The following is a 19,910-nucleotide window of genomic DNA, read 5'->3' on the forward strand; positions in this document are numbered from 1 at the left end:
GAGCCACTATGCGTATCTGCGGTATCAAGTTGACGCATGACGGGGCAGTCGCTCTGATCGAGGACGGCCGGCTGGTGTTTTGTGTCGAACAGGAGAAGCTGAACAACAATCCGCGTTATCAAACCATTGACAACCTGGATGCCGTTGTTAGCTCCTTGGCGGAGCACGGGCTGGATCCAACCGATGTTGATCAGTTCGTCATTGATGGCTGGGATGGAGAGTCCGAATCCCAGTTTGAAGTCCTTAGTGGGACGACGACCATCAAGCTCAAGGGCGCGCCGTATGTCGAACGGCAAGGCGATAGCCCCCTAGCTTCCCGCGATCGCATTGGCCTCATGCTCGATGGCAAGCTGTATCCCTATCGAAGCTATCCGCACGTCACCGGGCATGTAACATCCGCATACTGCGCCAGCTCATTCGCCAAAACCGCACAACCTGCTTTCTGCTTGGTGTGGGACGGCTGCATGTTTCCACGCCTTTATTATGTAGAGCCCCACGGCATCCGGTTCATCGAGTGCCTGTTTCCAATGATCGGCCACGCCTATGCGGCGGCAGGACATCACTTTGGACCTTACAGCCGGGCGGACCGGACTGGCTGGGACCTCGGTATTGCCGGAAAGCTGATGGCCTATATCGCGCTGGGATCTGCCGATGCGGACATCGTTCGAACGTTTCAGGAACTCTATCAGGCGCACTTTGCCAGCAGTGCCGAGGGAGCTTGTCCTGACCTTGCAGACATCAATAGCGCACAAACGCCACTTGAAGCCCTGCATGACTTCTTCGATGCCTGCGCAACGCGATTGAAGGCCGAGCGAGCCGAAGACGTGCTTGCGTCGTTTCACGTCTTTCTGGAGCAGCTGCTGGTTCGCAAAATTTCTGATGTTGTGCAGCGGCACTCCGATCTTGCGGGGGCGCGTAACCTCTGCATTGCGGGCGGCTGTGGTCTGAACATTAAGTGGAATAGTGCGTTTCGAGCGACCGGGCTGTTTGATGCCGTGTGGGTACCGCCCTTTCCAAACGACAGCGGCTCAGCGATCGGTGCTGCTTGCGCCGCACTTGCGGCACAACAAGGCTTTAAAGCCCTGGACTGGTCGGTCTACAGTGGGCCGTCCGTTCGTCCGACCGAAGTCCCGCCCGAGTGGGAGGGCGCGCCCTGCACTATGGGCGAACTTGCGGCAATCCTCGCGAGCGACAAGCCCGTGGTCTTCCTTGCCGGGCGTGCCGAGCTCGGACCACGAGCCTTAGGTGGGAGAAGTATTCTTGCAGCTCCCAGCTGGGAGGGAATGAAGAATCACCTCAACGACATCAAACTCCGTGAGCATTTCAGGCCGGTAGCGCCGATATGCTTGGAGGATCGTGCCCTGGAGATTTTTACCCCAGGAACACCCGATCCATACATGCTGTTCGATCACCAGACGAGACCGGAATGGCGGGACAAAATTCCCGCTGTCGTACATCTCGATGGATCTGCTCGGCTGCAGACGGTTTCCAGAGCCTCTGAGCACAAAGTGGCCGAGCTTCTCATCGAATTCGAGAAGCTCACAGCCATTCCGCTGCTCTGCAATACCAGCGCCAATCTACATGGACGCGGCTTTTTCCCAGATGCTGCAGCGGCGTGCCATTGGGGACGCGTCGATCACGTCTGGTGTGACGGCCTGCTTTGGACAAAAAAGCGCGCGGACGAGGAATCGGCGCGAGCAACATCCGTCGCGATGGCCTAAGCAAATGTCTACCGCGGCAATCGATCTTTTCGAGGTGAGCAAGTCCTACAACGGCAAGATCGTCGTTGACGACCTTTCGTTTACGGTCTCGCCCGGAGAGTGCTTCGGTCTACTGGGGCCGAACGGCGCGGGCAAGAGCACGCTTGCGCGTTTAATCCTGGGTGTCGCATCGCCGGACGCAGGTAAGATCTGCGTGCTCGGCGAGCCGGTGCCTGCACGTGCGCGCTTAGCGCGCCGGGGCATCGGGGTCGTCCCACAGTTCGATAACCTTGATCTTCAGCTCACGGTTCGCGAAAACTTGCTCGTTTTCGGGCGCTACTTCGCCATGAGCGCGACAGAGGTCAAAGCGGTCACGCCGGCACTGCTCGAATTCGCCCGGCTGGAAAACAAGGCGGATGCTCGCGTCGGCGAACTGTCCGGGGGCATGAAGCGGCGGTTGACGCTGGCTCGGGCCCTGATTAACGACCCGCAGCTTTTGGTGCTTGACGAGCCGACGACCGGCCTCGATCCGCACGGCCGGCACCTGATTTGGGAACGCTTGCGCTCGCTATTGGGACTCGGAAAAACGATTCTTCTCACGACCCACTTCATGGAAGAGGCCGAGCGACTGTGTGACCGCCTGTGCGTGCTTGAGCACGGCCGTAAGATCGCCGAAGGCCAGCCTCACGCGCTCATCCAGGAGCAGATCGGCTGCCAGGTGATCGAGATTTACGGTGGCGATCCGCATGAACTGCTGCCGCTGGTCAGCCCGCAAGTGCAGCGCGCTGAGGTGAGCGGGGAGACTCTGTTTTGCTATGTCACCAATCCAGAGCAGGTGCGCCTCCGGCTCGCCAACCGCACCGATCTCCGCCTTCTGCAGCGTCCCCCAAATCTGGAGGATGTTTTCTTGCGGTTAACCGGGCGAGAGATGAAGGACTGAACGATGCGGCAACGTTTTGCGCCTGCACTCCCTGCCAATCCATGGAACTGGATCGCCATATGGCGCAGAAATTTTCTGGTTTGGCGGAAAGTAGCCTTGGCGTCGATTCTTGGCAATCTGGCCGAGCCGATGAGCTCTCTGTTCGGTCTTGGTTTTGGCCTTGGAATGATCATAGGTGGCGTCGATGGGACCTCATACATCTCATTCCTTGCGGCTGGCATGATCGCCATAAGCGCAATGGTCGCCGCAACCTTTGAAACGATCTATGCAGCTTACGCTCGCATGCAGACGAACTGCATGTGGGAGGCAGTGCTCTGTACACCGCTTACGCTCGGCGACATTGTTCTCGGTGAACTGGCATGGGCAGCGAGCAAGGCCTTGCTGGCCGGGACGGCGATCACGATTGTTGCCGTAACACTCGGTTATGCGGAGTGGTCATCCATTCCCTATGCATTACCAGCCATCGCACTGACTGGTCTCACTTTCGCGAGCCTCGCAATGGTCGTTGCAGCACTTGCACCGAGCCATGACTATTTCATCTTCTACCAATCACTCATTCTCACGCCCATGATGTATTTGAGCGGAACGATCTTCCCAGTGAGCCAGTTGCCAGGTTCATTTCAACGCATAGCGGCCTTCCTGCCGCTGACGCATGCGGTCGATCTCATTCGTCCAGCAATGCTCGGTCGGTCGGTCGACAGCGTCGGCATGCATATGGGCGCACTGTGTCTTTACGCGGCAGTTCCATTTGTCGTCGCGGCCGTGCTGCTTCAGCGGCGCCTGATGCGGTGATGGGCACGACGAGACCAAAAGCGAAGCACCGCGTGCGCGACAGCAGATGTCGGACGCAACGAAAGGTTTCGGTTGCGTGCCACGCGTTTCCTGCGCGTCGTTGCGCTGGTGATGCGCAAATCTATCCGCGGCGAGGTCCGGCCTACTCGCAAAGCAAGCGACAAGTAATAGGCCGGAAGGCCTCTCAGGATGTATGGAGAACAAGATGTTGTGTCTAGGACTGAGTGGTGGGCTCGACAGGGTCTATGAAAACCCGCTTGAGCTACCGAACACGTTTCTGCACGACGGCGCTGCGGTACTTGTCAAAGACGGGCGCGTGATCGCCGCCGTCGAAGAGGAGCGCCTCAATCGGATCAAACACTCAAACAAGCTCCCGAGCAGTGCGATCGAATACTGTCTTGCAGCCGCGGGCGTGGAGCTTCGCGACGTCGATCGTATTGCGTTCTACGCCAGTGAAGCCTATTGCAACGCGATGCTTGAACGGCTCTTGATATCACAGCCGGAAAGTTCAGTTCCCACCGATGCCAATCTGCTGTTGCGGCACCTTTTAGCGGCGGAATTCGGTACCGAAATTGATCCCTCGCGGGTGTCATTCGTGGGCCACCATCAGGCCCATGCCGTGAGCGCTCTGGCGATGTCGGGTTTTGAAGAAAGCCTGGTTCTCGCGGTCGACGGTTGTGGCGACTTTCTGTCGGGGCTCTTGGCGGTCGGGTCGGGCACCGAAATGACCGAGCTTGCGACGTTTCCAGAGAATAACTCTCTCGGACTGTTCTATCTGGAGACGATCCGATACCTCGGTTACGGCCTGTTCGACGAGTATAAGGTCATGGGACTGGCTCCCTACGGAGATCCCGCTCGCTATCGCGAGCTGTTTGCCAAATTCTATGAGCTCTCCGCAAACGGTGGCTACCGCGTTCACCTCGACCGTATCGGCCCGGCATTGCTGCGCAATATCGAGGTCCGGCGAAAAGGAATGCCGTTCACGCAACAGCATCGAGATGTGAGCGCATCGTTGCAGGAGGCGCTTGAGCGGATCGTGTTTCACATTCTTCGGCATTATCGTGAGTCGACCGGAATGAAACGGTTGTGCCTGGCTGGCGGAGTGGCCCACAACTGCACTCTGAACGGAAAACTTTTGTATTCAGGTCTGTTCGAGGACATCTTCGTGCAGCCCGCCGCGCATGATGCCGGATGCGCATTGGGCGCAGCACTGATGGTATCTAACGAAGCCGGCAAGCCGGCGCCCCGCGAGCGACTGCAAGCGGTATATTGGGGGCCGGATGTCGGCAGCGACGATAGCATTGAACAGGAACTGAAGGGATGGGCCGGACACCTGGAGATTGAACGGGCCGCTGACGTTTCAGCCAGAGCGGCCGAGTGGATTGCGGATGGCGCCGTGATCGGGTGGGTACAGGGCCGGTCCGAGTTCGGCCCGCGCGCGCTCGGCAATCGCAGCATTCTGGCGGACCCCAGGCCCGCCGCAAACAAGGAGCGGATCAACGCGATGGTCAAGAAGCGCGAAAGCTATCGTCCATTTGCGCCGTCAGTTCTGGAGGAGGATGCGGGCGCCTTCTTCGAGTTGCCGGATGGTCGCGCAGAGTACCCCTTCATGAACTTCGTCGTTCGCGTGCGAGAACCCAAGCGTCCTTTGCTGGGCGCGATCACGCATATCGATGGTACGGCTCGGCTGCAGACGGTTTCCCGCACGACCAATGCCGCTTATTGGGACCTCATCAATGCGTTCAAGAGCCGGACCGGCGTCCCAATTCTGCTTAATACGTCCTTTAACAACAATGCCGAACCGATCATCGATTCCGTTGCCGATGCGATTACGGCGTTTTTGTCGACCGAGCTGGATGGCCTTGTCGTCGGGTCATTTCTCGTCAAGAAGCGGGCAACAACGCTCGAAAACTGGACTGCGCTCACTGTGTCACTGCCGCCCCATGTATCTCTTTACCGCGTTCGCGCTCATGCGGGTCGAGAACGCCAGGAAACAGTCTGTGAGGTTCGCATAGATCACTCCAACCGTGATGGCGTGCGCGTTTCGCATGATCTGTTCGAAATGCTGATGCAAATTGAGAAGGAAGCTGTTGTTGGCGATCTTCTCGACAGCGTCACCTCTGATGGGGCCAAGAGGGAGGCTCTCGTGATGGAGCTGCGCGGGCTCTGGGATCAGCGCCGCATTCGGCTGCATCCATCACGGAATGCGCGTTTGTAAAAAGGTCAGCATACGGAGGGCTCAGTGAGCGCGTCTTGCATGATCTGCCAATCGCTTGCCAGCGAGGGTCGGCGTGCGAGTTGATCGCCTTGCGTCTGGCTGACCAGCCTCCATTGGCGTCGATCGGAATCCCAGATGAGTAGATGCTGCACATAAAGTGATGTTGCGCAACGAGAAGGGTGTCACAACTTGACGAACGAACGCTTTGTTATTTCTCGGAGGCGTACTGGTTTTGGTGATTGCCTCTGGTCGTTGGCGTCAGCCTGGTCGTATGCGCAGCGGACCGGGCGAACGCTCGTCATCGATTGGCGCGGTTCGTGCTATGTCGATCAGCCGTTCAGCAACGCCTTTCCGGTGTTCTTCGAGCCGGTTGAGGAGATCGCTGGCGTGCCGGTGATTTGCGATGATCGGATCAACCAGCTCTCGTTCCCCGGACCGTTCTACCCGAGTTGGTGGAATAGGCCGTCAATCGACTGCATCAATCGTCCGGACGAGCAGATTTTCCGAGAACGTGACGAACTGACCGAGCTGTTCCAGGCACGAGAGGATAACCAAGCCAACACCATTGTCTGTGACGCTTGCCTGATGTGGCGTTGTGCCGAGGAAGCCGAACGACTGATTTTTCGGAACATCAAACTCAGGTCCGAGATTAAAACGCGGATCGAGGCTTTGTATGAGGACCACTTCAGCGGCCACAGCGTCATCGGCGTTCATGTTCGGCACGGCAATGGCGAAGATGTCATGGGGCATGCGCCGTACTGGGCCGATTCAGAGCTCGCGCTTCGTCAGGTGTGCATGGCCATCCATAAAGCCAAGGCGTTGCCATATCCAAAGCCGGTAAAGGTTTTCCTGTGCACGGATAGTGCACAGGTGCTCGATCACGTATCGGGTCTGTTTCCCGATGTCTTCGCCGTACCAAAACGGTTCCAGGCCGATCGGGCAGGGCCGTTGCATAGTGCGGAAATGGGAATTGAAGGTGGAGCTTCCGCTCTCGTCGACATGTATCTTCTTGCGCGATGCGCTACCGTGATCCGCTTTCCCCCAACCAGCGCCTTCACGCGCTATGCCCGTCTGCTCGTGCCACGCATTATTGAGTTTGATCTGAGCAATCCGGAGCATTTGACGATGATCGATAACCCATACGAGCATTTCGCCGCTTCATGACGTGCCATAAATCGTCTCGAGCCTGAGCAATGGTCAGCCAGATCATCAGCCGCATGCTGATGGTCTCGGACAATATCGAGTTTCGCGCTCACAGAAGCGGCGGACAGGACTTCCCTCCGCAGGCGACGGTACCGACGTGGCGATGGAGAGTGCCGGCGTCGGCCTGCTCAAGGGGTACTTTATCGGCATCGACCTGTCGCCGGGCTCGATTTTAAGCGCCGGAAGGATGGCGAGCAGCAGGTCGGCAATAAGTCACGAATCGAGTTTATGGGGTGACCGGCGCACTATCACGGTTCTGGTGCGAGTGGCCGGGCGGACGCCTGCGAAACTTAGGCCAATGCCGGCGAGCGCCGGCGGCTTTGCCTCGCAATGCTTCGGGCCGTCATGTGTCAGTCGGGCCGCGCGGAAAGGTTATGGTCGTGTCATGATCTGGCCTAAATCGCCATAGCTGGCCGGACGGTGAAGAGCAGGGCCCTGGAGGGTCCGGGCCGCCAAGGAAATCTGACGGAGCCGACAGTCGTGTCAGAATGTCTGAGCAGCAAGGAGGCGCGTCCGGTAAAATGGTTCGCCTTTCCTGGGCAATCCTTTTGCGGTCACCTCGGTTGCTTGATGACCGCGTTATTCATGAGCCGCTCGCAGAGTTCTATCGGACCGAGGCGTAATGAACAGCACGGCCTGTGGCCGGTCGGTACCGCCCGTGGCGTGAGGCGCAGCCATGTCGCCTGCGAGCGCAAGTCTCTGGGCTCCCGAGACGTAGCGCACGCATTGGGCGGCGCGTCCGGCAACTGGACGCCACGACTTGCTGCGGCGCTGCTGCTGTCGAAAAGCAAACACCAGCTGTTCGGAACCGACCATTTGGGTCGTAACGTCCGCCGTTGTGCCCCCCATCGCTCTGGCCCGGATCCTGCACCAGGTGCACAGCCGAGGGGAGGGGGAGCGAGCCGCGCGTGAGTCTAGATCCACCAGCTGACAAAGCGATCCCAGCTCAATCGTCGGAAACGGACCCTGGCCGTCCAGTTCACGCCGATCGAGCGGGCCGTTCGCTGCGTGAGCGGAAGACGCTGGTATTGACGGGGGCATCGCGCGGTATAGGTCGCGCCACCGGAAAATTGCTTTCGGAGGCCGGTTGGCGCGTCATTTCTTGCGCGCGCCAACTATTCGATGCGGTGCGCTGCCCATGGGACACAGACGGCGACAGCTATATCAACGTCGACCTGAACGAGCATCGCAGCCTGCCGCGGGTGCTTGCCGTTCAAGGAGCGCCTTGCAGGGGCACGGTTGCACGGACTGATCAACAACGCCGGAAACTCACCAAAGACGCCGAACGATACCCGGCTGACGTCGCTGGCGACCTCAGTCGATACCTGGATGAGGGTGTTCACCTGAATCTGGTGGCGCCGATCCTGCTCGCTCAAGGTCTATTCGACGAACTAAAAGCAGCTTCAGGGGCGATCGTCAATGTGAACTCAATCGCTTTGCAGGCACGGCATATGCAATTTCGAAAGCCGCACTCGCTTGTCTCACGCGCGAAATGGCGCACGATTATACTTCACATGGCATCGCGCCCGGCGAAATCAAGAGGGACACATTGTCGCCTGACACCGAAGCGCATCTTGTGCCAAAGATCCCACTTCTGGCGCCGAAGTACCGATCAATGGCGGACAACGCTTGTGACCAAGGCCGCTCCTGCCGAGTCGGTCTGGACCTAAGCAATGAAGCCATTTAGCGGGGGCGAATCGGTGCGGCGAGCTGGAAAGAGAGCAGCAAATCGAATCTCTGTAAGAGCTGCCGGCGGTGCCAAGAGCGTGACCTCTCGGCCCGACCGGAGGACTGGATGTCGGATCGAGGATTGGCATGCAACGCAATTGCAACAAATCCGATCGCGCTGATGGGGAGGATCAAGAAAGGAACGGAGAAGTCGTTATGCTGGATGGCGTTTCCCCACGCGAAAATCCAAACTCAACCCCCGAGGCGGACCCTTCCGACTATATTGTGCCGTCGCAACAGAAATCGCTAAACACGATCTTTGAAATAGCGCACACCCTCACCGCCCTCTGCCGGCTAGAAGCCAAGATGGCGAGCGTCATCGAGTGTCTGCGGTCGCTTTTGCCGATGCGGCGCGGCATCGTATGTCTCCTCGATCACGACGGAACGCCGGAGATCTTCGTAGGCGGCGACGGGAGCGAGGCGCACGATGAGCGCAGTGGGCTACGCTTGCCGCGAGGAGCAATTGATCAGATCTTGACGACGCGGCGGCCGCTTATCGTGGAGGATGTAGCGCTGCATTCGGCCTTCACTCCTTCGGACCTCCGCATGCTAGATGCGGCCGGCACGACCCGTGTCGCCTTCATCGGCGTTCCCATCGACATTGGCGACAAAGTTGTTGGCACGCTGAGCGTCGACCGAATCGCGGATGATAGGTCGCGTGCGCAGCTTCAGGATGACCTCGGCCTGCTGACCATGGTCGCTAGCTTGCTGGGCCAGACGGCAAAGCTGCATCGTGTGTCAGCGCGCGATCGCGAGCGGCTTATGGACGAGGAGTTTCGGCAGCAGAAGCAGCTGTCGGAGCTCAAGCCTCATGGGCGGGAGCGTAAGAAGGTTGAAGTTGACGGAATCATAGGCGACAGCCCTGCGCTATGCGCCTTACTTGAGAAGGTCGAGGTGATCGCAAAATCAAACAGCACGGTTCTGCTGCGTGGCGAATCGGGTACCGGCAAAGAGCTGGTCGCGAAGGCTATTCACGAGCGTTCGGCGCGCGTCAAGCGCCCGTTTATCAAGCTCAATTGCGCAGCTCTCACCGAGACGGTGCTGGAATCCGAATTGTTCGGTCATGAGAAGGGGGCGTTTACAAGCGCATTCAACGCGCGCAAGGGCCGCTTCGAGCTCGCCGACAAGGGAACGTTGTTTTTGGACGAAATTGGAGAGATTTCGGCCTCGTTCCAGGCGAAACTGTTGCGCGTGTTGCAGGAGCAGGAATTCGAGCGCGTGGGCGGCAATCAGACGATCAAAGTGGACGTCCGCGTGATTGCAGCCACGAACAAGAATCTTGAAGAGGCGGTGGCAAGAAACGAGTTTCGCGCCGATCTATATTATCGCATCAACGTGGTTCCTCTGCTGCTGCCGCCCCTGCGCGAAAGACGTACTGATATTCCGCTTCTCGCCGCTCGATTCTTGGAGAACTTTAACAAAGAGAACGGCCGTGCTCTGACCTTGGATCCAGGTGCGATTGACGTGCTTGTGAATTGCGCATTTCCCGGTAATGTCCGCGAGCTCGAGAACTGCATGCGGCGGACCGCGACCCTAGCGCAAGGATCGTCGATCGTAAGAGACGATTTTGCGTGCTGCCAAGGGGAATGCCTGTCGGTCAAGCTATGGAAGTGCGGACCAGAGGAATTGGGGCGACAGCCGAGCCCGACAATCTCACTGCCCGCGAGCCTGAGCATGCCGCCAACACAAGCTGTGCCACATGTTCAGCCGGTCAGTGGCGAACTGACCCCGCTTGAGCCCCCCGGCCGACCTGTAATAGGCGCGGCGAAGGTCATCGATCGCGAGCGCCTTATCGCTGCGATGGAAAGGTCCGGGTGGGTACAGGCCAAGGCGGCACGCCTGCTTGGACTGACGCCGCGCCAGATTGGGTATGCATTGAGAAGGCTGGGCATCGAGATCAAGCGCTTCTGAATAGGAATCGGGCTGGCTTCTCTCTCTGCTCTCCTCTCTCTCTCTCTCTCTCTCTCTCTCTCGCGCGGCTGCGGTGAGAAGAATGTCTGCAAGAGGCGGCTACTTACTTTGGTGCAAGACCCGGACGTGAAACTTGTGGGCTTTGCTTGGGGCGCGTGTCGGAAAGCGTAACGCCTCTTCGCGTCGGCCGATCTCGTCATCGCCTGCTTGCAATGAATTCGCCCTATGAGAGATGGCCACGTTTCGAGTCAATGCAGGGTCGCGGCGGCAACGTTTCTGCCGTGACGCAGATTACCGGGAGAAGTCCGCTTTGCGTAACCGGTCGCGGTCGCCCGAACCGTTTCATCCTCGGTCGTCCGTCATTGCATTCGTTCCTCATCGGCTAACTACCTGGGATGGTATGACACTTGCTGGTCATGGGCAGCCTGCTCAACATCTTAGGAGAAGCATATGCACAGCATCGTCTGCATCAAACAGGTCCCCGACTCCGCACAAATCCGCGTGCATCCTGTCACGAATACGATCATGCGTCAGGGCGTGCCGACAATCATCAACCCATACGATCTCTTCGCACTGGAAGCTGCGCTCGAGCTACGAGATAAATTCGGCGGCGAAATCACTGTCCTCACAATGGGGCCGCCGTCGGCCGAAGAATCTCTTCGAAAGGCACTGACATTTGGAGCCGATCGTGCTGTCCTGCTCACTGACCGTAGTTTCGCAGGCTCCGATACGCTGGCGACGAGTTACGCGCTGGCCTCCGCGATTCGCAGTATAGGGAGGGAATATGGCCCACCGGACGTTATATTTACTGGCAAGCAGACGATTGACGGCGACACGGCACAGGTGGGCCCCGGCATTGCAAAGAGGCTGGGGGTCCAGCAGCTAACTTATGTTTCTACAATCAAAGCGTTGGACTTCAAACTACGCACGATCGAGGCGGAACGGCGCTGCGAAGGAGGAGTCCAGGTGCTGCGTTCTAAGCTGCCGTGTCTCGTCAGCATGTTAGAGGCAACCAATCAAATTCGCCGTGGCGCAATGATTGATGCCTTGCGTGCCGCCCGTGCCTCCATCATAAAATGGAGCGCCCAAAATGCCGGTGTGGATGACATGGCCAAATGCGGTCTGAGGGGGTCGCCAACCGTCGTCAAGCGTGTTTTCGCGCCCTCGGCGCGAGCGGAGAAGGCGACGTGGGTGGAGGCGGCCGAGCAGCCGGCGCAAGCGTTGATCAACGCCCTGTTCGAGCGCAACCCTGCGCTCGAGGCGGAGCTCGTACAGCTCGCGCGCGGTACGGCATCCGCGCAAGCTAGCAGCGGGTGAAGTCGCGGTTGATCGAGCAGAGCCACTGATGGACTGGGCCTTGGTCATGCATCGCCCGTCGCCGGCTTGCACGAGGCACCATCGACCTTATCGGTTGATCACTACGAAATATGGTAAGGAAGGGGAGCCTTCAACTTGCGTACCTGAGCACCGAGAGGCTCGTATCAAGTCAAGGTAACAGACCTCTCGTTAGGCTGACTTGTGATAGACGAGTTCGCTGGCGAGTTCCTGACGTCAGAAGGCGTTTAGTTTGTTTGGCAGCGGCGATCCAGGAGCCCGCGCGAGCTCTGCCGTTTTCGCGTGACTGCAAGGTGCGAAGATGACCCTCCCGCCGTTCGACCACGGGAGGGTGTGGAGCGTCGCGACAATGCTCGGCCATCAACATCGGCGCCGGCCCTCCCTGATACTGCTCAAAATCGCAGAGGACAGTGATCCGCAGAGCGGCACGCGGACCACCGTGAGATCACCGCAAAGACAGTCACGCGCCAGGCTCAGTTCAGGTTGCGCCGTGAACGTCCCCGTGCGAGCGCCGCTAATACGTGCTTAATTGCGCCTTTACGGCCCGGTTGGTTCGCTCTGCCCGCGATGCATTCGCAACTCTCTTGGCGTTTCCTGGATAGATCGTGAGTGCGGCGATGATGCCGAGAAAAGCTGCAAACATCAGCCAGAAACCGGGCGAGGCCTTGTCATCGGTCCGGTCGATCAGCCAGGTCGACGCGAGCGGCGTAAATGTGCCAAATAGAGCCGCGGCAAGTGCGAAGGCCAAAGAAAAGCAGGTTGTGCGAACATGCTTCGGCACGATCTCGACCAGAGCGCCCAACATGGCGCCGCTATAGGTGCCAAAGTAGAACGACAACATCATCTCCACTGCCAGCATCTTGCCAAAGCTTGGGTTTGTTACAAGCCAAGACAGTGCCGGATAGACGGTCACCAAGGCGAGGCCGGCAATGGTCAGCAAGACAGGCTTCCGGCCAATTCTGTCAGAGATTGCGCCGCCGATTGGGTTCCAGATGAAGTTCGTCACGGCGACCAAGAGCGTCACCAAGAGCGTGTTCTGGGAGGAGAGCTGCAAGACGTGCTTGCCGAAAGTAGGCGTGTACACGGTGGCGAAATAGAAGGTCGTGGTCGTCAGCATCGCGATCATCATGCCGAGAATGACGATGCGCCAGTTCGCAACTGTCGAGGCAAGCACCTCGCGGGCCGTTGGGTGCTTCTTCATGACGAGAAACTCCGGAGTTTCCTCCAGGGTGCGGCGCAGGAAGAAGATAAGCGGAACGATTAAGCAGCCAAGGAAGAACGGGATCCGCCAGCCCCAGGCGGCAACCATTTCGGCCGGTAGAGCTTCGCTTAAGAAATATCCGATAAGAGCCGCGACAAAGATGGCGACCTGCTGGCTCGATGACTGAAACGACGTGTAAAAACCGCGATTGCCCGCAGTGGCAATTTCGGAGAGGTAGACGGAAACGCCGCCAACTTCAACGCCGGCAGAAAAGCCCTGCAAAAGCCGCCCGAACAGCACAATGACGGGTGCGGCGATGCCGATCGTTGCATAACCGGGACAGAACGCGATGATGACTGTGCCAATAGCCATGATCGAAAGCGTGATGATCAGACCTTGCCGACGGCCAATCTGGTCGATATAGGCTCCCAACACGATCGCGCCGACAGGTCGCATCAGTGCCCCCAGCCAGAACACACCGAAGGTGTTGAGCAGAGAAGCGGTTTCGCTTCCCGATGGAAAGAATGCGTTTCCGATGGCGCTGGCGTAGAACCCGAACAAAAAGAAGTCGAACTGTTCGAGGAAATTACCGCTCGTGGCACGAAAGATGGCGCCAATGCGCGATTTGGCATTTGACGCGTGCGCAATGGACGCTGGTGACATCGCGAGTTTCCTTTCAGGTTTGGATGGGCCGGCTACGGAGAAAATCTCACGCCAGCCGAGCGCAGTGTTATGGCCGCGAATCTGCCATCACGGCACTGTCGACCGACCCGTAAGCGCCTGACGTTTCCGGCATATTTTCGGCAATTGCAGCAAGGTCGTACAGATTTTCGGACGTTATTTCGCTCGCAGCAGGAGTGACTCCCAACCTACTGAAGCCCCGGGCAATTCTCGGTGATCAGTTGTTGCGGCGCGGCGGAATTTCATCGAGCGCACCGACATGCAACGACACGACGCCTGGCCTTACGCGCCGGCGGGCAAACATGTCACCCGACGTCCAGCGATTTGGCCTGGATATTGCCCCCGAGTTGTCTCGACGTTTGACGAGAGGATTGGTGAGTGTTCCTGGCTTTAAGCCCGTCCGCAGCGGGATCGCCGTGCTCGGCAAGCACCACGTCGCCGTTCGAAGCGCGGCGTGCCTTGGACATCGAGGGCGCTACGGTCCAAATGCGGTCGAATCCCGCAAGTGAGGGGACAAACGTGCCGCCCATCGACGACAGCATTCGTTGTCAGTCGAACAGGTTCATCTGGCCGCACTATCCGCCCTCTCAAAAAAACTTGGAGTCCTCACGAACTATGAGCACGTCCCAGCAATCGGAATGCCGCGATCGGTCAGCTCCTTGCACGGCGGAGGCAAGGCTACGTCAGTGTCCCCACCTGATTGGCCTTAGAGTTTTCGCACCGTCCCAGCTTCCGTAGACAAAGACCATGAACCGGCACAACCAGGACGCCATGCGATCCGTCGGGCCCGGAACCGGGAGGCAGATCGTGATGACATCGGACCGGGGTTTTGTGCGTCTTCGGTTTCTGAGCCACTACAATCCCAAGTGCCGTCGCCTTGGCTCATTCGACGGTAACTGATTTCGCGAGATTTCGAGGTTGGTCGACGTCCGTGCCCATCAGGGTGGCCGTGTGGTAGGCTAGGAGCTGCACCGGAATGGCATAGACAATGGGCGTAAATGTCGACCCCATTTCCGGCAGCACGATCGTCGCGAGTGAATCTGTGGACGCCTCCGCGGCTCCCCTCGCGTCCGTGATCAAGATAATCTTGCCGCCGCGTGCGGCGACCTCCTGCATGTTCGACATGGACTTCTCGAACAACCGGTCCCAAGGAGCAATGACGATTACCGGAACGCTCTCGTCGACCAAGGCAATGGGCCCGTGCTTGAGCTCTCCGGCCGCATAGCCGGCTGCGTGAATGTAGGAGATCTCCTTCAGCTTCAATGCCCCTTCCAGCGCTAGCGGAAACGACGTGCCGCGACCAAGATATAGCACGTCACGCGATTTGGCGATGTCGCGTGCAACCTTCTCGATCTGCGGCTCGCAGGCAAGCGCCGATGCAACTAGCCGGGGGATTTCGATCAGCGCTCTTACGAGCTCGACCTGGTCCCTCTCGCACAATTCACCGCGCGCCTTGCCCGCAGCGATCGCAAGTGCCGCCAGAACGACCAGCTGACATGTGAATGCCTTTGTCGAGGCAACGCCTATTTCGGGTCCCGCGAATGTCCGCAATACTGTCTCGCTTTCGCGCGCAATGGTCGAACCCATTACGTTCACGATCGAGAGGGTATGCAGGCCTTGCGATTTAGCGTAGCGGAGCGCGGCCAGCGTATCGGCCGTCTCGCCTGATTGCGAAATGAAGATACCAAGATCTCCCTTGCGCATCGGTGCCTCACGATAGCGAAACTCGGAGGCAACATCGAGCTCGACCGGAATACGAGCCAGCCGCTCGAACCAGTATTTGGCGATATGGCCGGCATAGCCTGCCGTACCGCAAGCCGTGATCGAGATATGCCCGACCTCATTGAAATCGAACGGAACCTGCTGCGGCAGTGCAACGCTCGCGGTGGCGACCTCAACGTAATGCGCCAGTGTCTCCCTGATTACATCTGGCTGTTCGTGGATTTCCTTCGCCATGAAGTGGCGGTAGTTTCCTTTGTCAGCGAGAAGTGACGACGCGCCGGATGTCACCACCTCGCGGTCAGCGACGGTGCCTTGTGCGTCGTAGACCACGCTGAAGTTGCGGTTGAGTACAGCCAGATCGCCGTCCTCGAGATAGGTGATCAAATCGGTAAGCGGGGCGAGCGCGATAGCATCCGATCCGAGATACATTTCGCCTTCACCATAGCCGATCGCAAGCGGTGAGCCCTTGCGCGCGCCGATCATGAGGTCGTGTCGGCCCTTGAATACGATTGCAAGCGAAAAAGCGCCCGCTAGCCGCGGCAGCGACGCTTTTACTGCGTCCTCCGGGGAGCAGCCATTTTTCAGATAAAAGTCGAGGAGATGCGCCACCACCTCGGTATCTGTTTCAGAGGTGAAACGGGCGCCACCCTGTTTCAGCTCTGCACGCAGCTCGCGGAAATTCTCGATGATGCCGTTATGGACGACTGCAACGTTGTCCGTTGCATGCGGATGAGCATTGTGCTCGGTCGGCTTGCCATGAGTAGCCCAGCGCGTGTGCCCAATCCCGATATCGCCAGCGAGCGGATAGCAGCGAAGGCGTGTCTCAAGGTTCTTCAGCTTGCCTTCCGCGCGCCGAAGCTCGATATGATTTCCTTTGAGCGTTCCGATACCTGCTGAGTCATAGCCCCGATATTCCAGTCGCTTAAGTGAATCGATGAGGCGATCCGCGACCGGACCGCGCCCTAAGATACCGACAATTCCGCACATGCTAATTGGTTTACCTGAAGTTCAAAACAGACCATCTTAGGACCGCAAGGCGCGCCCGACTGAATTCGCTACCTAAAGTTATTCGCCATTCTAGCGGCTTGCTCTCTTCTGGGGCACGGGTCGAGCTCCAACTACAAGTAAAGCTCCGTCGAGTCGCGCGAAACAGCGTCGATCTTGAACAACTTTCGGGAAACCGAACAAGTAGGCGTCGTCAGCTCGCCGATTGTCTCCTCTTGCCCGATGTAGCTGATTCCGCCAAGAAGGCCCGGTAACTGAGCCGCATTCCAGCTGCAAATGACGTCGTGGCACGCCAGCCGAGCCTTGCCAGGCGGCTGACGTCGAGCAGCTTGCGCGGCGTGCCGTCGGGACGCGAGGGATCGTACGTAATATCGCCGCTGTAACCGACGACCCCGGCAACGATGCGGGCCAATTCGGCGATGGTGATGTCCTCGCCGGTGCCGATGTTGATCAGGTCCGCCCCGGAATAGGTCTTCATCAGATGCACGCAGGCATCCGCCATATCATCGACATAGAGGAACTCGCGCCGCGGCGTTCCTGTACCCCAGACAACCACATTCTTCGCGCCCGCCAGTTTCGCCTCGTGAAAGCGGCGGATCAGCGCGGCAACGACGTGGCTTAGCTCGGGGTGATAGTTGTCGCCCGGGCCGTAGAGATTGGTCGGCATCACGCTGATGAAGTCGCTGCCATACTGGCTGCGATAGGCTTCGGCCATCTTGATGCCGGCGATTTTGGCAATGGCGTAAGGCTCGTTGGTCGGCTCCAGCGGGCCGGTCAGCACGGTATCCTCGTGCAAGGGCTGCGGCGCTAGTTTGGGATAGATGCAGGACGAGCCGAGAAACATCAGCTTCTCGGCGCGGTTCACATGCGCGGCGTGGATCACGTTCGCGGCGATCGCGAGGTTGTCGTAGATGAATTCAGCGCGTAGCGTGTTGTTGGCGACGATGCCGCCGACCTTGGCAGCGGCAAGGAACACAACTTGCGGCCGCGCCTTCGCAAACCAGCCGAACACGGCGGCCTGGTCGCAGAGATCGACCTCGCGCCGGTCCACCGTGATGAGCTTAACGTCCTCCCGCGCCAGCCGGCGCACAAGCGCACTGCCGACCATGCCGCGATGGCCGGCGACGTAGACGCTTTTGCCCTTGAGCTCAAACGGTGCGTTTGCCATCGACCGCTTCGCGTTTTGCTTCGGCCAGATCGCTCGCCATCATCTCTGCGACGAGTTCCGCAAACGTCCGCTTCGGCTTCCAGCCGAGCACTTCGCTCGCCTTGCTGGCGTCGCCGATCAGGAGATCGACCTCGGTCGGGCGGAAATAGGTCGGATCGATCTTCACCAGCGTCTTGCCACTCTTGGCATCGACGCCGGTCTCGTCGACGCCCTTGCCGCGCCATGCGATGCGGCAGCCAACTTGCGCGAACGACAATTCGACCAGCTCGCGCACCGAGTGCATCTCTCCGGTCGCGAGCACGAAATCATCCGGCTTGTCCGCTTGCAGGATCTTGTGCATGCCTTCGACGTAGTCCCTGGCATGGCCCCAGTCGCGCTTGGCTTCGAGGTTGCCGAGATAGAGCGTCTCTTCCAGCCCGACCTCGATGCGAGCGACGCCGCGGGTGATCTTGCGGGTGACGAAGGTCTCGCCGCGGATCGGGCTCTCGTGGTTGAAGAGGATGCCGTTGGCCGCGAACATGCCATAGGCTTCGCGGTAGTTCACCGTGATCCAGTAGCCGTAGAGCTTTGCGACGCCGTAAGGCGAGCGGGGATAGAACGGCGTGGTCTCCTTCTGCGGGATCTCCTGCACGAGGCCGTAGAGCTCGGAAGTGGACGCCTGGTAGAACCGCGTCGCCTTCTCCATGCCGAGGATGCGGACCGCTTCCAGGAGCCGCAGCACGCCGAGGGCATCGGCATTGGCGGTGTATTCGGGGCTCTCGAAGCTGACGGCGACGTGGCTCTGGGCGGCGAGATTGTAGATCTCGGTCGGCCGGATCTGCTGCACCAGGCGAATCAGATTTGTCGAATCCGTCATGTCGCCGTAATGCATCAGGAACGGCACGTCGCCGAGATGCGGGTCCTGGTAGAGATGGTCGACACGCGCGGTGTTGAACGAGGACGAGCGCCGCTTGATGCCGTGCACGACATAGCCGAGCGACAGCAGGTATTCAGCGAGATAGGCGCCGTCCTGGCCGGTCACGCCGGTGATGAGAGCGACCCGCCCTCTTCTCTCTTGGTTTGACAAAGTGGTTCTCTGGGCAGGCGGAATGTCTTTCCGCGATCGATGACCTTCAATCGCGTCTGGCCTGTTCGAATGCGGAAGGCTCTCGCTTTCGAAGCACCGAAGTATCGATCGTGTACAGGCATTGCATCGAACGCACAACTGTACGCAGCTAAACCTTCACATCGAAAGGGTTTTGAAGAAGTATACGAACGTTTGTAATGCGGCGGAATTGTTGGGATTAGCTATGCTATCTTGCGAGCGGCCAGCATCTCGAAGCGCCGGTCATGGGCGCGTCTCCCAGTCATCTTGAGCTGCGGGCGATTGTTAGGCCGGCATTCTCGAGCCTATCCAAAATCCTATCAACAACCGCCCGCGGATCGCGCTGATCCTCTAGGCTCACGCAGGCCAAAGTAGCAGAGATGATCGCGTGTGCAGTTCTGCGCTGGAGGCGATCGTACTCGGCATACTCACCGCAAGAGTTGCAGGTGATCACCGGTCGGCCAGTCCAAGGATCGTGCAGTACAACCTCGTACCAATTGTCTGCGTGACATTTTGGACAGAGCATCAATGGTGACTCCCCTCAGAGTTCCCGCGGTACGTTGTCTGTAGCGCACCTGCACCTGAACATGGTGGGGCGGCTCAATTTATCGTTCGACATGGAGCCGGCCGCCCAGAGTACCGGAGCCCTCAGTCTACCTGATGGCAATGGCATCCTGCAGAGGATCGAGATCGCACGCGATCCGTATGGTCGCACGCCGCCGGGCTGCCGAAGATCTCACGAGCACGGGCGCTCCGCACGAAACTGTCGCAGATCATTCTCCTGCGCCGCTGCAGGTGCCACCCCAAATCCGTTTCGCTGAACGACGTTGCGAGCCGCTGCGCACTACGATCGCCCGGGTTGCAAGGTAGTTTGTTGCGGCGCTTGCTCGAGTGATCCAGCCTTGCATTGTGGTCCTTTGGAGGGGGCGCCCAAGGCCCTGTTGTTGTTGTAAGACGCTGGGCGAAGACATGTGACCTGCTCCAACAACCGATCGTTGGCGCAGAAGTGCTTGCAGTCGGGCTCCTCGAGGTTTCGATTCGCACATCGAGAAGGCGCTGGTAATTGTCCTGGGCCCTCGACCTTCCTGGATTGCTCAAAAAGCTGTCGGGCAGCTCGTGATCGAGTAGCTTTCGTACGATGGCCAATCGTTCCAAGCCGAAAACCTCTGGATGGGAGGATGCGTCCCAAACGCTATGGCCGCTTGTATGCCTACAGCTGCCG

11 protein-coding genes and 1 pseudogene are annotated in these 19,910 nt (G+C 58.8%); 8 read left to right on the plus strand and 4 right to left on the minus strand.

Going from position 1 to position 19,910, the window contains the following annotated elements; translation table 11 throughout:
* Window positions 1-8 precede the first annotated feature (8 nt).
* From nodU to BRA1417_RS0111455, 8 genes and pseudogenes are all read left to right on the plus strand, one after another.
* Entirely contained in the window at window positions 9-1,721 is a 1,713-nt protein-coding gene (gene nodU / locus BRA1417_RS0111420; protein ID WP_027515904.1) for a nodulation protein NodU, read from the plus strand.
* 4 nt (window positions 1,722-1,725) lie between these two features.
* A complete protein-coding gene (gene nodI, locus BRA1417_RS0111425) occupies window positions 1,726-2,640 on the plus strand; it encodes a nodulation factor ABC transporter ATP-binding protein NodI (protein ID WP_027515905.1) in 915 nt (304 codons plus the stop codon).
* A gap of 3 nt (window positions 2,641-2,643) precedes the next feature.
* Complete coding sequence (locus BRA1417_RS0111430) at window positions 2,644-3,432, plus strand: ABC transporter permease (protein WP_027515906.1); 789 nt, start codon at window positions 2,644-2,646, stop codon at window positions 3,430-3,432.
* A 205-nt stretch (window positions 3,433-3,637) separates the two neighbouring features.
* A complete protein-coding gene (locus tag BRA1417_RS0111435; RefSeq protein WP_027515907.1) occupies window positions 3,638-5,650 on the plus strand; it encodes a carbamoyltransferase in 2,013 nt (670 codons plus the stop codon).
* Window positions 5,651-5,839: 189 nt separating this feature from the next.
* Entirely contained in the window at window positions 5,840-6,814 is a 975-nt protein-coding gene (locus BRA1417_RS0111440) for a nodulation protein NodZ (protein WP_027515908.1), read from the plus strand.
* 947 nt (window positions 6,815-7,761) lie between these two features.
* Window positions 7,762-8,447: pseudogene (locus BRA1417_RS42575) on the plus strand (SDR family NAD(P)-dependent oxidoreductase); the annotation flags it as partial.
* 290 nt (window positions 8,448-8,737) lie between these two features.
* Window positions 8,738-10,492 carry a nif-specific transcriptional activator NifA gene (nifA, locus tag BRA1417_RS0111450; RefSeq protein WP_198034816.1) on the plus strand — a complete coding sequence of 585 codons (1,755 nt, stop codon included), beginning with the start codon at window positions 8,738-8,740 and terminating at the stop codon, window positions 10,490-10,492.
* Window positions 10,493-10,942: 450 nt separating this feature from the next.
* Window positions 10,943-11,809 carry an electron transfer flavoprotein subunit beta/FixA family protein gene (locus tag BRA1417_RS0111455; protein ID WP_027515911.1) on the plus strand — a complete coding sequence of 289 codons (867 nt, stop codon included), beginning with the start codon at window positions 10,943-10,945 and terminating at the stop codon, window positions 11,807-11,809.
* A gap of 532 nt (window positions 11,810-12,341) precedes the next feature.
* On the opposite strand, the gene BRA1417_RS0111460 is transcribed toward BRA1417_RS0111455, so the two are convergent.
* The 4 genes from BRA1417_RS0111460 to gmd all read right to left on the minus strand — a co-directional run bounded on the left by BRA1417_RS0111460 (window position 12,342) and on the right by gmd (window position 18,670).
* Complete coding sequence (locus BRA1417_RS0111460; RefSeq protein WP_027515912.1) at window positions 12,342-13,691, minus strand: MFS transporter; 1,350 nt, start codon at window positions 13,689-13,691, stop codon at window positions 12,342-12,344.
* Between the two features lie 900 nt (window positions 13,692-14,591).
* Window positions 14,592-16,418 carry a glutamine--fructose-6-phosphate transaminase (isomerizing) gene (glmS, locus tag BRA1417_RS0111470; RefSeq protein ID WP_027515914.1) on the minus strand — a complete coding sequence of 609 codons (1,827 nt, stop codon included), beginning with the start codon at window positions 16,416-16,418 and terminating at the stop codon, window positions 14,592-14,594.
* A gap of 211 nt (window positions 16,419-16,629) precedes the next feature.
* Window positions 16,630-17,604 (minus strand): GDP-L-fucose synthase, encoded by a 975-nt coding sequence (locus tag BRA1417_RS0111475; RefSeq protein ID WP_027515915.1) that lies wholly within the window; start codon window positions 17,602-17,604, stop codon window positions 16,630-16,632.
* Window positions 17,585-18,670: a GDP-mannose 4,6-dehydratase gene (gmd, locus tag BRA1417_RS0111480; protein WP_027515916.1), complete on the minus strand. Its 1,086-nt coding sequence runs from the start codon at window positions 18,668-18,670 to the stop codon at window positions 17,585-17,587. The genes BRA1417_RS0111475 and gmd overlap by 20 nt, the downstream gene beginning before the upstream one ends.
* Window positions 18,671-19,910: the final 1,240 nt, after the last annotated feature.

Source organism: Bradyrhizobium sp. WSM1417 (assembly GCF_000515415.1).
Lineage (GTDB): Bacteria > Pseudomonadota > Alphaproteobacteria > Rhizobiales > Xanthobacteraceae > Bradyrhizobium.

Coding starts and splice junctions, on each gene's coding strand:
- nodU (WP_027515904.1), top strand. CDS start 9: ATGCGTATCTGCGGTATCAAGTTGACGCATGACGGGGCAGTCGCTCTG.
- nodI (WP_027515905.1), top strand. CDS start 1,726: ATGTCTACCGCGGCAATCGATCTTTTCGAGGTGAGCAAGTCCTACAAC.
- BRA1417_RS0111430 (WP_027515906.1), top strand. CDS start 2,644: ATGCGGCAACGTTTTGCGCCTGCACTCCCTGCCAATCCATGGAACTGG.
- BRA1417_RS0111435 (WP_027515907.1), top strand. CDS start 3,638: ATGTTGTGTCTAGGACTGAGTGGTGGGCTCGACAGGGTCTATGAAAAC.
- nifA (WP_198034816.1), top strand. CDS start 8,738: ATGCTGGATGGCGTTTCCCCACGCGAAAATCCAAACTCAACCCCCGAG.
- BRA1417_RS0111455 (WP_027515911.1), top strand. CDS start 10,943: ATGCACAGCATCGTCTGCATCAAACAGGTCCCCGACTCCGCACAAATC.
- BRA1417_RS0111460 (WP_027515912.1), bottom strand. CDS start 13,691: ATGTCACCAGCGTCCATTGCGCACGCGTCAAATGCCAAATCGCGCATT.
- glmS (WP_027515914.1), bottom strand. CDS start 16,418: ATGTGCGGAATTGTCGGTATCTTAGGGCGCGGTCCGGTCGCGGATCGC.
- BRA1417_RS0111475 (WP_027515915.1), bottom strand. CDS start 17,604: ATGGCAAACGCACCGTTTGAGCTCAAGGGCAAAAGCGTCTACGTCGCC.